Annotated in this window: 11 protein-coding genes; all 11 read left to right on the plus strand. The window is 62.6% G+C overall.

Translation table 11 applies throughout. The annotated features are described in order from the left end of the window. Positions 1 to 53: 53 nt before the first annotated feature. The 11 genes from FHR87_RS02725 to FHR87_RS02775 all read left to right on the plus strand — a co-directional run bounded on the left by FHR87_RS02725 (position 54) and on the right by FHR87_RS02775 (position 12,630). Positions 54 to 1,007: an ABC transporter substrate-binding protein gene (locus FHR87_RS02725; RefSeq protein WP_183165190.1), complete on the plus strand. Its 954-nt coding sequence runs from the start codon at positions 54 to 56 to the stop codon at positions 1,005 to 1,007. Next, the gene (locus tag FHR87_RS02730) at positions 1,004 to 2,329 is read left to right on the plus strand and encodes an LLM class flavin-dependent oxidoreductase (RefSeq protein WP_183165191.1); all 1,326 of its coding nucleotides are present in this window, start codon (positions 1,004 to 1,006) and stop codon (positions 2,327 to 2,329) included. Before FHR87_RS02725 ends, FHR87_RS02730 begins: the two co-directional genes overlap by 4 nt. Further along, entirely contained in the window at positions 2,330 to 3,508 is a 1,179-nt protein-coding gene (locus tag FHR87_RS02735) for an acyl-CoA dehydrogenase family protein (RefSeq protein WP_183165192.1), read from the plus strand. A 17-nt stretch (positions 3,509 to 3,525) separates the two neighbouring features. Continuing rightward, positions 3,526 to 4,500 carry an ABC transporter substrate-binding protein gene (locus tag FHR87_RS02740; RefSeq protein ID WP_183165193.1) on the plus strand — a complete coding sequence of 325 codons (975 nt, stop codon included), beginning with the start codon at positions 3,526 to 3,528 and terminating at the stop codon, positions 4,498 to 4,500. Between the two features lie 15 nt (positions 4,501 to 4,515). Then, entirely contained in the window at positions 4,516 to 5,289 is a 774-nt protein-coding gene (locus FHR87_RS02745) for a class II aldolase/adducin family protein (protein WP_183165194.1), read from the plus strand. After that, entirely contained in the window at positions 5,270 to 6,268 is a 999-nt protein-coding gene (locus tag FHR87_RS02750; protein ID WP_183165195.1) for an ABC transporter substrate-binding protein, read from the plus strand. Before FHR87_RS02745 ends, FHR87_RS02750 begins: the two co-directional genes overlap by 20 nt. Continuing rightward, complete coding sequence (locus FHR87_RS02755) at positions 6,265 to 7,242, plus strand: ABC transporter substrate-binding protein (RefSeq protein ID WP_183165196.1); 978 nt, start codon at positions 6,265 to 6,267, stop codon at positions 7,240 to 7,242. The genes FHR87_RS02750 and FHR87_RS02755 overlap by 4 nt, the downstream gene beginning before the upstream one ends. Positions 7,243 to 7,302: 60 nt before the next feature. Next, a complete protein-coding gene (locus FHR87_RS02760; protein WP_183165197.1) occupies positions 7,303 to 8,247 on the plus strand; it encodes an ABC transporter substrate-binding protein in 945 nt (314 codons plus the stop codon). Between the two features lie 361 nt (positions 8,248 to 8,608). Then, the gene (locus FHR87_RS02765) at positions 8,609 to 9,109 is read left to right on the plus strand and encodes a sigma-70 family RNA polymerase sigma factor (protein WP_183165198.1); all 501 of its coding nucleotides are present in this window, start codon (positions 8,609 to 8,611) and stop codon (positions 9,107 to 9,109) included. A gap of 5 nt (positions 9,110 to 9,114) precedes the next feature. Beyond that, positions 9,115 to 10,107 (plus strand): FecR domain-containing protein, encoded by a 993-nt coding sequence (locus FHR87_RS02770; protein WP_183165199.1) that lies wholly within the window; start codon positions 9,115 to 9,117, stop codon positions 10,105 to 10,107. 57 nt (positions 10,108 to 10,164) lie between these two features. Next, positions 10,165 to 12,630, plus strand: coding sequence for a TonB-dependent siderophore receptor (locus FHR87_RS02775; RefSeq protein ID WP_183165200.1), 2,466 nt, complete (start codon positions 10,165 to 10,167; stop codon positions 12,628 to 12,630). The last annotated feature ends 218 nt before the right edge of the window (positions 12,631 to 12,848 follow it).

Consider the following 12,848-nt stretch of genomic DNA (forward strand, 5'->3'; position numbering starts at 1 on the left):
CAGAAATCCCGCGCAACCGCACGAGCGGAGCGCTCCACCCGGAGACCGCTTCCATGCTCAAGCCCCTGCTCGCCCTGGCGAGCCTCTGCGGCATGCTCCTGGCTGTACCTGGCCAGGCCGCGACCAGTCTCACCATCGGCGATCAGTTCTACTACAGCAGTACGCTGCTGGAAGAGGCCGGAGAGCTGCAGGACCTGCCCTATGCAATCCAGTGGAAACGCTTCAATGCCGGTGGGCCGGTAGTCGAAGCCCTGAACGTTGGCTCCATCGATGTCGGGATCGTCGGTGATACTCCGGTGATCGCCCTGGCAGCGCGGGGCGGACCGATCAAGGTCGTGGCCGTGACACGCAATCGCCTGGATGGCACCGCCATTGTGGTCGGCAAGGATTCACCGATCCATTCGGTCGCCGATCTGGCCGGCAAACGGGTAGCCATCTGGAAAGGTTCCTGGAGTCAGCAACTGGTGTACTCGGCGCTGGAACAGGCCGGTCTGCCTGTCGATGCACCGCAATATCACTACCTGATGCCCACCGAGGCCATCGCCGCCTTGTCCCAGGGTGCGCTGGATGCGACCGCAACCTGGGAGCCCTACGTCAGCATGGTCGAACGCCAGGGCGGACGGATTCTGGTCACGGCCAAAAACCTGATGCCGGCCCCGGTCTACGTGGTAGCCAATACCGCTCACCTGGAAGAACACCGGGCGGCTATCGGCGATTTTGTCGCCCGTCTGCAACGGGCTCGTGACTGGGCGCGCCAGCACGTGGATATCTACGCCAAAGCCTGGGCGCGCAAGAACAATTCCGACCCGGCCATCGCCGAAAGCTGGTTTCGCCGCGATGCCACCTGGGTCGAGCCCATCAGCAGCCAAACACTGAAGGACGGCCAGCGCACCGCCGATTTCCTGGTTCGCGCGGGTGTGCTGGCGGCACCCTACGAAGTCACTGGGCTGTATGACCAGAGTTTCAACCATTACCTGCAACCCCACCCCAGCGAGGCCTCTCGATGAGCCGTCAAATCCACCTGGCCGGCTTTCTGCTCGCCGGCCCCGTCATCCATAGCCACGCCGCCTGGCGGCACCCGGAAACCGTCAGCAACTACCTCGACCCCGAGTACTACGCCCGCAGCGCCCGAGTGCTGGAAGAAGGATTGTTCGACTTCCTGTTCTTCGCCGACCGCTTCGCCGTGGGCGATCAGATGGGTGGCTCACGCGAGCTGGCGCTGCGCCATGGGGCACAAGACGCCACGCGGCTCGATCCACTGCCGATTCTGGCCTATCTGGTTGGCCAGACCAGCAAGCTTGGCCTCGGCGTGACCCGTTCCACCACCTATTACGAGCCTGCGCATGTGGCCCGTGCGCTGGCGACGCTCGATCACCTGTCGCGCGGCCGCGCGGCCTGGAACATCGTCACCTCGATGAACGACAGCGAAGGCCGGCTGTTCGGCAAGGATCGTCACCTGGAACACGACCTGCGCTACGACCGGGCCGACGAGTTCGTCGAAGTGGCGCTCAAGCTCTGGAAAAGCTGGGCACCGGGTGCGCTCAAGCTGGATCGTGAAAACGGCGTGCTGGCTGACCCGGCCGGTGTCCACAACGTCCAGCATCAGGGCGAATGGTTCAAGGTCGAAGGCCCGCTGAACATTCCGCGCAGCCCGCAGGGGCGGCCCGTACTGGTTCAGGCGGGCTCCAGCGGCCGTGGCCGGCGCTTCGGGGGACGCTGGGCGGAAGCCATCTTCACCATCAACCGGGATCTCGCCGCCATGCGCGATTTCCGCGAGGACGTGCGCCAGCAGGTGCAAGCCCAAGGGCGCGCGGCGGACCAATGCAAGATCCTCACGGCGGTCATGCCATTCATTGGTGGCAGCGAAGCCGAAGCCCGCGCCAAGCGCGACCGTCACAATGCCCTGGCGCATCCGCAGATCGGCTTGGTGACGCTGGCTGCGCAGCTTAATTTCGATCTCTCAGGTTATCCCCTGGATAGCCGCCTGGAAGACCTCGCCGCTCGCCCCGAAATACCGCCGGCGGTAGCCGAGAAACTGCTTTCCGTAGGCAACGGCCTGACCCTGGAGGAACTCGGGCGCAGCTTCGCCAGCAGCGTGCGCGTCCCGCAACTGATCGGCACCGGCGCGCAGATTGCCGAGCAGTTGGCCGAGATTTTCCTGGCTGGCGGCAGCGACGGCTTTGTCATTTCTCCCGGCTATCTACCAGGCTCCTTCACCGAATTCAGTGAGAGCGTGGTGCCGCATCTGCAACGACGTGGCCTCTATCGGACGGCGTATGAAGGTTCCACCCTGCGCGAACATCTGGGTCTCGGCCCACTGGAGGATTGAATGAGCTATCCACAAACTGCCGCCGATTGGCTGGCGCTGGCCACGACGCTTGGCCATGAATTCAGCCAGGATATCGTGCAGCGTACCCGCGAACGGACCTCACCGGCAGCGCAGTTGCAGCGGATCAAGGACAGTGGCCTGACCAACCTGGCCATTGCCCGCGAATGCGGCGGCGCCGGACAACCCTGGTCGCTGGTGGTGCAAACCATCCGTGAACTCGCCGCCGCCGATGGCTCGGTGGGCATGCTTTACGGCTATCACCAGCTCAACGTCATCAACCTGCGCCGGGTGCCACAGCCACAGCGCAATGCCCTGCTGGAAGACATCGTCGAAAACCGCTTCTGGCTGGCTGGGGTGGTCAACCCGCTCGATGACGACATCATCGCCACGCCGGACGGCGACGGCTTTCGCCTGGACGGACGCAAGGGCTTCTGTAGCGGCGCAGCCTTCGCCGACCGCCTGAACATCAGCGCCCGCCATGCCCAGACCGGCGCGCGGCTGGTGGCGCTGATCCCTGCCGGCCGCCCCGGTCTGAGCTATGCCGACGACTGGGATTATTTCGGGTTGGAGCGCAGCGACAGTGGCAGCTTCACCCTGGACCGGGTGCGTGCCGACGCGCACGAAATCCAGGCCAACGACCTGGAAGACGGTGACGATTTCTCGGCGGTGATCCGCACGCCGGTCAATCAGTCGGCCTTTACCCAATTCTACCTGGGCAACGCCCTCGGCGCTCTGCGGGCAGCCCAGCACTACGTCAAGGAACATAGCCGCGCCTGGGTGCACTCCAAATTCGCCGAAGCCCATCAAGACCCGCTGGTCGTCAGCCAGTTCGGCGAGCTGTGGATTGCCTTGCAGGGTGCCATTGCCCTGGCCGACCGGGCAGCGCGCAAAGTGGACGAGCTGCTGGCGGCGGACGAAGCCTTCACGGCCGAACTGCGCGGCGAGACGGCGATCGAGGTAGCCAGCGCCAAGGTGCTGGCGGCCCGCACGGCCCTGGACGTCACGGCCAAGGTGTTCGATGCCATGGGTGCCCGCGCCACCCACAACCGTTTTGCCTTCGACCGTTTCTGGCGCGATACCCGCACCCACAGCCTGCACGATCCGTTGGTTCACAAGGTTCTCGAAGTTGGCGAATACGCCCTGAATGGCCGCTACCCGGCCGTGCGGGCCTACACATGACAGCCAGGAAACACGGTATGCCTAAATCCGCCTTCAAACGTCTGCTCGGCATGGCCATCGGCCTGCTCGCCACGACCCAGGCAGTCGCCGCCACGCTGGTGGTAGGCGATCAGAGCTTCAACGCCCGGACCGTCCTGGAGGCCGCCGGCCTGCTGCAGGACCTACCCTACACCCTGGAATGGAAACAGTTCACGGCCGGCTCGCCAGTGGCCGAAGCCTTGAACGTCGGCAGCCTGGACGTGGGCCTGCTGGGCGATGCCCCGCCGCTGTTCCTCGGCGCGCTGGGGGCACCGATCAAGGTGATCGGGATCAGCCAGCAGAACCGCGAAGGCGTGGCGATCCTGGTGCGCAAGGATTCACCCATCAAGACCCTGGCAGACATTCGCGGCAAAAGCGCGGCGATCTGGAAAGGTTCCTGGAGCCAGCAGTTGCTGTTCACCGCACTCGACCAGGCTGGCGTCACGCGCGATCAGGTGGACTTGCGCTACCTCGGCGCGCTGGACGCCTCACATGCCCTGGAAGGCGGTTCAGTGGATGTGATCGCCACCTGGGAGCCTTATGTCACCCAGCAGGAACTCAACGGTGCGCGGGTCCTGGCTACCGCCGAAGGCCTGATTCCGGCCCAGACCTTCGTCGTCGCCACCCACCAGGCCATCGCCGAAAAGCGTGAACTGCTGGGTGATTTCCTACGGCGTCTGTACCAGGCGCGCCAGTGGGCAGCCAGCGATCCTGCGCATAGCGAACGCTATGCCGATACCTGGGCCGAATTGAGCCGCGCCGACCGCGATGTGGCGCGCCGCTGGTTTTCCCGTGCGGCCATCCAGGTGCTGCCGATCACCGAGCAAAGAATTGCCGAAGCCCAGCGGACCGTTGATTTTTTCAGCAGCATCGACCTGATCAAACGCTATCCGGCGAAAACCCTGTTCGATACTTCCTTCAATCAGTACCTGCAAACTCCGGCAAGCGCCGCCAAGGCACAAGCCGCCCGTTGATCAAGGAATCCTTTCATGAATGCCATCACTCAAATCACTTCCGTCAAAGACCGGGTCAGCGCCGCAGAATGGGAAGCCCGCATCAAGCTGGCCGCCGCTTACCGGCTGGCGGCGCGGGAAGGCTGGACCGATCACATCTATACGCATTTTTCCGTGCGCGTACCGGGGCCAGACCGGCATTTTCTGATCAACCCCTACGGCCTGACCTTCGACGAAATCACCGCCTCCAGCCTGGTGAAAGTGGATATCGACGGCACCCTCATCGATGACCCCAGCGGCCTGGGCATCAACCCGGCCGGCTACGTCATCCATAGCGCCATTCACCGCGCCCGGGAGCACACCCACGCCGTCCTGCATACTCACACCACCGCCGGCATCGCCGTGTCGGCACAACGCAACGGCCTGCTGTCGATTTCTCAGCACGCGGCGCGCTTCCACAACCGTCTGGCCTACCACGACTACGAAGGCATCGCCCTCGACCTGGACGAACAGCAGCGCCTGGTCGCCGACATCGGTGACCGAGATGCGCTGATCCTGCGCAACCATGGCCTGCTCACCAGTGGCCGGAATATCGAACAAGCCTTCTACAATCTCTTCTACCTGGAGCGCGCCTGCGCCGCACAGATCGCCGCACAAGCCGGTGGCGCCGAGCTGATCATCCTGCCCGAGCAGGTCGCGGAAAAAGCCGCGCGCGCCTTCGAGAAGGCCGTCGCCAACGAACGGCCACAACTGCACTGGGCGGCCGCGGTCCGGCAACTGGAGCGCACCGATGCATCCTTCCGCAACTAGACGCTTCACGCCCGCAAAGGCGCTGCAAGGCTTGCTGGCGACGGCAGCCTTGCTGTTCGGTCATACCGCGCTGGCCGATCAACCTGTCGATCACGCCAAGGTAACCCTGGTGCTGGGCGATCAGGCCCGCAATCTGCGCTCGATGGTCGAGGCTGCCGGTGTACTGGAAAACACGCCTTACGCGTATCGCTGGGCCAATTTCCAGGGCGCCGCGCCACTGTTCGAAGCGCAGCGCGCCGGGGCAGTCGATACCTCCTATGCCGGTGACCTGCCGGTGCTGGCCGCAGCGGCTGGTGGCGTACCGCTGAAGATCATTGCCACCAATGCCGGTTACGGCAGTGGCAACGGCCTGTTGGTCCAGGCCGACTCGCCACTGCGCCAAGTAAAGGATCTGAAAGGCCACAGCGTGGTGGTGTCCTCTGCCAAAGGCAGCATCTCCCAGCACCTGCTCTACGAAGCACTCAGAGAAGCCGGGCTCAGGCGCAGCGATGTCACCCTCAAATTCGTCCTGCCGACCGATGCCAGCGCGGCCTTCAACGCCGGCCAGATCGACGCCTGGGCGGTATTCGATCCCTATCTGGGGATCGCCGAACGCAATGGCGCTCGTCTTCTGCGCAACGGCGAAGGCTTGACCAGCGCCTTGTCGTTCGTCACTGCGACCGAGTCTTCTCTGGCCGATCCGGCTAAGCGTGCGGCAATCGCCGATGTCGTGCGGCGCTTTGCGCAAGCTCGGCAATGGGCTATCGAGCATCCTCAGGAATACGCCAAGGTTTACGCCGAACTCACTCATTTACCCCTGGATACCGCGGCTTTCATCACCCAACGCGCTTCCAGGGGGTTACGGCCGGTCACCGCCGAGGACATCGAAAAAGTGCAGAAAGTAGCCGACCTGTTTCATGAGGTAGAGGTCCTGCCGCAGCATGTCGATGTCCAAGCCATTACCGATCGCACCCTGTTCACTTCGGATGAAGCACTATGAAGATCCAAGGTTTGCTTGCCCTCGCGGTGATTCTGCTGGTTAACGCCGCGCCGTTACGTGCCGATGAGCCCCTGACTCTGCGGATCGCCGACCAGAAGGGCAACATGCGGGCGCAACTGGAAGCGGCGCAGGCCCTGCAGAATCTGCCTTATCGCATCCAGTGGTCGGAGTTTCCAGCCGCCGCACCGCTGGCCGAGGCACTCAATGCCGGCGTGGTGGATGCCGGGATCATCGGTGACGCTCCGCTACTGTTCGCTCTGGCCGCGGGTGCCCAGGTAAAGGCCATCGCGGTGAACAAATCCAATCCCTACGGCACCGCGCTGCTGGTGAAGAGCGACAGCCCCTTGCAGACGGCCAGCGATCTCAAGGGCAAGCGCATCGCCACCGGGCGCGGCTCCATCGGCCACTTCGTCGCCCTCAAGGCCCTGACCCAGGTCGGCCTGACGGAAAAGGACGTGGAATTCCGCTTCCTCGGCCCGGTGGATGCCAAGACGGCCCTGGCCAACGGCGCAGTGGATGTCTGGTCGACCTGGGAGCCTTACACCGCGCTGATGGAAACCAGCGGCGCCGGACGGGTCTTGGTGGACGGGCGCGGCCGTTGGGCCGGCAACAGCTACCTGGCGGCTACCGACCAGGCGCTGGCCGATCCGGCCCGGCGCGCGGCCCTGCAGGACTACCTCGAACGCCTGGACGCCGCACAGCACTGGGCCTACGCGCATCTCGACGAATACGCCAGGACCCTGGCCCAGATCATCGGCTTTCCCGAGGACGCGGCCCGGCTGTCGTTCGCCCGCCGGGAAATGACCTGGCAGACCGTGGACGACGCCACTATCACCCAGCAACAGGCCACTGCCGATTTCTACCATGCCCATGCCTTATTGGCACGGCCACTGGAGGTTGCCGCCACCTTCGACCACGGCTTCAACCCGGACGCCCGCAGCAAAACCCTGGCGACCAAGCACACTGGCGACTGACAGCCACCAGCGTCTACCAGCGCCTCCACCGAACACGCCCAAGGACATCGAAACATCCCCATGAAACTCTCGTATCTTTTATGCAGTAGCTTGAGTGTGCTGCTGTTGGCCGTGTCGCCGGCCCAGGCTACCGATACCGTGCTGCGCATCGGTGACCAGAACTACTACAACGTACGCGCCTCGATAGAAGCTTCCGGCGCGCTCGAAGGCGCCGACTACCAGGTCGAATGGAAACACTTCCAGTCTGCCGCCCCAGTGGCCGAGGGCTTGGATGCGGGCGCGCTGGACCTGGGTTTTCTCGGTGATTCGGGCTTCATCTTCCTTGCCGCCAAAGGCGCGCCAGTCAGATTGATCGGCGTCTCGCGACAGAATCCCGATACCATCGCCCTGCTGGTGCCCAAGGACTCCCCGGCGCAATCCATCACTGACCTCAAGGGCAAGAAGGTCGCTTACTGGCCCGGAGCCTGGAGCCAGCAACTGACCTTGCGCGCCCTGGACAAGGCCGGTCTGCCGCATGATTACGTGGACTTCGTCAAGCTGATGCCGATCGATGCCGCCGCCGCGCTGCCGCGTGGCAGCATCGATGCATTCCCGGTGTGGGAACCCTATATCTCCCAGCAGATCCTGTTTTCCGGTGCCCGTCCGATCATCACCGCCAAAGGATTGATGCCGGGTCTGAGCAGCATCGCCGCCAATGCCGAATCCATCGGCCCCAAGCGCGCAGCCATCGCCGACTTCCTCGGCCGCCTGCGCAAGGCCCGCGCCTGGGTCGAGGCGAATAAAGACACCTACGCCGATCTCTGGGCGAAGAAGGCCAACCTCGATCCGGCTGTATCTCGCCACTGGATCGGCCAGGCCGGGATGACCATCGAGCCGGTGGACCCGCAGGCCGCCGCCGATTACCAGGACACGGCCGATTTCCTCCATGAAACCGGCGCCCTGCCCAAAGCCTTCAATGTCCGACCGGTCATCGACACCTCCTTCGAGCACGCTTTCCACCCCTGAGAAGCCTCTCGGCGTTCTCTATCGGCGGCACTGCCGCAGACCGCAGTCGCCACAGTGATCATGCCGCCGCCGCACGACAATGCCTGGCGACGGCGATCTGCTGCTGTAGGCGCTCGCGGTCGTCTACAGCAGCATCAGTACCCTGGAGCGATGTGCCCCCATCCTCGTCACCCCCTACTCCGCCACACAACCTTGCACCAAACCAGGCCCCGTTTGTTGAACAGGCCGATCTGCGCTGCCCGCCTCACGTCATGGCGCGCAGCAAAACGAAACGCGTATAGCTTTTCGATCCAACAATAAATATAATCATTCTCAATTAGACGATAGTGAGAGATCCGTCCCGTTCATCATTGAGGGAACAATGAGCGACTCAAAACACCTCTCCGACCTGTACCGCGAACACCGTCCCTGGCTGCACAGCTGGCTGTATCGCCGGCTGGGATGCAGCGAAAGCGCGGCGGACCTGGTGCAAGATACCTTTTTGCGGCTGCTGGCCAAACGCTCCGTACCCGAGCTTACCCAGCCACGCGCCTACCTGACGACGATCGCCCATGGCCTGTTCGTCAATTTGCTGCGCCGTCGCCAATTGGAGCAGGCCTACCTGGAAGCACTGGCGAGCCTTCCGCAGGCGGTAGCCCCCTCGGCAGAGGAACGCTGGCAAGTATTGCAATCCATACAGGCCATCGACACCATGCTGCATGGCTTGCCCCGCAAGGTGCGCGAGGCATTTCTCCTGCACCAGCTCGAAGGGCTGAAACACCGCCAGATCGCCGAGACCCTCGGCGTTTCCCAGAGCTCGGTACGTCAATACATCGCCCGCGCCCTGCTACACTGCATGGCGGTGATTGATCCCCAGACTTGAGCACAATGTCGCATCCTGAACCTTCGCAACGCTTCGTCGACGCCCAACGGGCCGCCGCCGACTGGTATGCCCTGCTTTGCGCAGAAGACAGCAGTGACCAAGAACGGGCGCAATGGCGGGCATGGCTCGCCGCTGCCCCTGAGCATGCCCAGGCCTGGGCATTGCTGGAAACGATCCTGCAGCGCTTCGACGGCCTGCCTGTCGAGCTGACGCGCCACACCCTGGCGCAACCGCGCAACAGCCGCCGCACCGCGTTGAAGAGCCTGGGAGTGTTGCTGGTCGCCGGTGCGGCGGCCTGGGGCAGCCGCACGCGGGAATGGCATGCTCAATGGGCGGATTTCAAGACCTCGACCGGGGAACGGCGGCTCTGGGAACTCGCCGATGGAACCCGCCTGCAGCTCAACGCCAGGAGTGCTGTCGATCAGTTGTATGATGATCAGCAACGGCTGTTGCGGCTGTATCAGGGCGAAATCCTTGTCGATACCGGTCATGCTGCCGGTTACGTCTCCCGCCCCTTCATCGTGGAAACATCCGCCGGACAGATTCTGGCGCTGGGTACACGCTTCATGGTCAGCGAGCAGAATGACACGCTGGACGTCATGCTCTTCGAAGGCCGCCTCGAAATACGACCGTGGCACGGACCGGCTCACTACCTGCAGCCGGGCCAGGGGCTGCGCCTGGGTCCATCCGGGATAGCCCACGCCTACCCGGCTTCCGCCGATGCCACCGCCTGGGAGCGCGGCCTGCTGATTGCCGACGATATGCCGCTCGGTCCATTCATCGAACGGCTGGCTCGACAGCGGCCGGGCATCCTCGGTTATGACGATGCCGCCGCCGCGCTACGGGTTTCCGGCGTCTTTCCCCTGGATGAAAGCGACCGCGTGCTGGCGCAACTGGAAAAAACCCTGCCGATACGCCTACGCCGCCTCACAGGCTATTGGGTACGAGTCGAGGCGCTGCATTCACCGGCGACGAAAAAAGATCGTGCCGAGCCCTGACACTTTTGCATTCTCGATTGGCATAGGAGGTACCAACACCTTTTCCGGAGAACATCCGTGGCTACCGCTGCCGATCACCCTGCCTGCCGCAAAGCACGCCCGAAGCGCCATCTTCTTAGCCCTATCTGCCTGAGCCTGGCCCTCGCCTCGCCAGTCATCGTCCATGCCGAACCGACTTCAAGCGTCCACAGCGTCCGGCAGTACAACATTGCGCCAGGCCCTCTGAGTCAGGCTCTGTCGAGCTTCGCGGCCCAGGCCGGGATTTTGCTGTCCTACGATCCCAAGCTCGCCCAGGGGCTCACGAGCCCCGGCCTGCATGGCACCTACGATATCCAGGCCGGCTTCGCCGCCTTGCTGGCCGGCAGCGATCTGGAAGCCGTCGGCAGCGCTCCGGATTTCCGCCTGCAGAAGAGCGAATCCATGGCCCTGGATGACATCCTGGTGCAAGGCAATGAGCTGGGCAGCATCACGGAACACAGCGGTTCCTATACCACCGGCAGCATGAGCGCTGCGACCCGCCTCCCCTTGTCCATTCGCGAGACGCCACAGTCTGTCAGCGTCGTCACGCGCAAACGCATGGACGACCAGAACATGACCACTCTCGAAGATGCCATGGAACAGGTCACGGGCGTCAATGTGTTCTACGAGACCTCCGACCAGCCACGTTTTTATTCGCGTGGATTTTCCATGGACAAGGTTCAGGAGAACGGCGTCAGCTCCTCTTTCCAGGGCAGCGTGTCAGGAATGGGCTCGGCCGAGGCCTCCAGCGAGTCGGCGGATCTGGCGGTCTACGACCGCGTGGAAGTACTGCGGGGCGCCTCGGGCCTGACCCAGGGCAGCGGCGAACCGGGCGGTACGGTGAACCTGGTGCGCAAGGCGCCGACCCGGGAGTTCCAGGCCTCTGCCAACCTTGGCACCGGCTCCTGGGACAATCATCGCAGTGAACTCGATGTATCCGGGCCATTGAACGATGATGGCTCTCTGCGCGGCCGGTTCGTCTCGGTCTATCAGAACAAGCAATCTTTCATCGACTACATCCAGCGCGAGCGTTATGTGCTGTTCGGCAACCTGGCCTACGACCTCACACCGGATACGACCCTCTCCGGCGGCGTCAACTGGCAGAAAACCCACAGCGTGCCCGATCTCTACGGGGTACCGATGTCCACCGACTACTCAAGCCTCGGCCTGTCGCGGTCGACCTACCTGGGTGCCAGTTGGAACAACATGACCTACGAGAAGATCAACGGCTTTGCAGAATTGACGCACTACTTCAACAGTGACTGGAAGTTATCAAGCAACCTCAACTACACCCGTTCGTCCTCCAATGGCGAATTCATCGGCATCTTCGGCAATGGCACCAATGGCGTCGGCAGCAGTGGCACCGGCCGCCTGAACAATTTTCTCGCCCGCGACAACGAGGGCTATCAATACGGCCTCAATATCGACCTCAACGGCGCCTTCTCGCTGCTGGACCGCCAGCACAACCTGTCGACCGGCGTCGATTACCTCAAGGAACGCTACGACAACCTGTTCGGAAGAGTCATCAATTCATCCACTGTCAACGTCTTCGACTGGAAGCCCTCCAGCCTGTCCAAGCCGGATATTCCCTACACCAACCGCTACCGCTACGACAATTACCAGCGCGGTGCCTATCTGACCTTGCGCGTCGGCCTGACAGACACCCTCAAGCTGATTCTCGGCGGCCGTTTCAGCCAGTTCTATTTCCGTTCGAACTTCAAGAACCTCACAACCGACAGGGAAACAGTGGCCGCCTACCGCGAAAACGGCAAGGCGACCTCTTATGGCGGGCTGGTCTGGGACTTTTCGCAGAATCTTTCCTGGTATGCCAGCTATACGGACATCTTCAAGCCGCAAAACGTCGTCGGCGAGTCAGGCTCGGTACTGAAACCCTTGACAGGCGAGAATTATGAAACCGGCATCAAAGGCGAATTCTTTGACAAGACCCTGAACGTATCCGCCGCCGTTTTCCATCTCATCCAGGAAAATCGCGCGATGAGCAACGGTGATCCAAACTGCGACAACAATTGCTATGTAGCCTCCGGCAAGGTTCGCAGCCGGGGCCTGGAACTGGAAGCCTCCGGGGCGCTGACCAGCAACTGGCAAGTATTTGCCGGCTATAGCTTCACCCGCAGCGAATACCGCAAGGACGAATCGAACTCCATCAAAGCCGGCGATACCTATGCCAAATGGTTCCCCAAGCACCTGTTTCGGATCAGTACCGACTACCGCTTCAGCGGCAAGCTGGAACGCTGGAGCCTGGGTGCAGGACTGACGACGCAAAGCAGCACCGATTCGACATATGACGTCTATCAAGGGGGCTACACCCTGTACAACGCCAACGCGGCCTACCGCATCGGTGACAACCTCACACTCACCCTGGTTGGCAACAACCTGAGCGACAAGAAATACTACATCCCGGTCTCTAACCGGCATCGCGGTGGCAACAACCTCTATGGAGAACCGCGCAACACGATGCTGACGTTGAGATGGCAATACCATTAGGCGTACCAGCACAGCAGATGCGGGGAACGAAACATATCTGCGCCCCTTGGTGAAGCGCGCGTCCCTGAACCGCGCTCACCTTGCACTGACACAAGTCGAGGTCATTGCCGCGAACAAAACTCCCTTTACGGTACTGGCAGTGACCAAACACGGCTCAGGCAGTGAGAAATCCAACATGAAGGCAACGGCAGCTCAGGCAATGCGGTAGCGCCGAATAC

It is taken from the genome of Azomonas macrocytogenes (genome assembly GCF_014191985.1).
In the GTDB taxonomy this organism is placed as follows: Bacteria; Pseudomonadota; Gammaproteobacteria; order Pseudomonadales; family Pseudomonadaceae; genus Azomonas; species Azomonas macrocytogenes.

Excerpts from the sequence above, each read along its gene's own strand:
- FHR87_RS02740 (WP_183165193.1), top strand. The coding sequence starts at position 3,526 with ATGCCTAAATCCGCCTTCAAACGTCTGCTCGGCATGGCCATCGGCCTG.
- FHR87_RS02760 (WP_183165197.1), top strand. The coding sequence starts at position 7,303 with ATGAAACTCTCGTATCTTTTATGCAGTAGCTTGAGTGTGCTGCTGTTG.
- FHR87_RS02765 (WP_183165198.1), top strand. The coding sequence starts at position 8,609 with ATGAGCGACTCAAAACACCTCTCCGACCTGTACCGCGAACACCGTCCC.
- FHR87_RS02725 (WP_183165190.1), top strand. The coding sequence starts at position 54 with ATGCTCAAGCCCCTGCTCGCCCTGGCGAGCCTCTGCGGCATGCTCCTG.
- FHR87_RS02750 (WP_183165195.1), top strand. The coding sequence starts at position 5,270 with ATGCATCCTTCCGCAACTAGACGCTTCACGCCCGCAAAGGCGCTGCAA.
- FHR87_RS02770 (WP_183165199.1), top strand. The coding sequence starts at position 9,115 with ATGTCGCATCCTGAACCTTCGCAACGCTTCGTCGACGCCCAACGGGCC.
- FHR87_RS02745 (WP_183165194.1), top strand. The coding sequence starts at position 4,516 with ATGAATGCCATCACTCAAATCACTTCCGTCAAAGACCGGGTCAGCGCC.
- FHR87_RS02755 (WP_183165196.1), top strand. The coding sequence starts at position 6,265 with ATGAAGATCCAAGGTTTGCTTGCCCTCGCGGTGATTCTGCTGGTTAAC.
- FHR87_RS02735 (WP_183165192.1), top strand. The coding sequence starts at position 2,330 with ATGAGCTATCCACAAACTGCCGCCGATTGGCTGGCGCTGGCCACGACG.
- FHR87_RS02730 (WP_183165191.1), top strand. The coding sequence starts at position 1,004 with ATGAGCCGTCAAATCCACCTGGCCGGCTTTCTGCTCGCCGGCCCCGTC.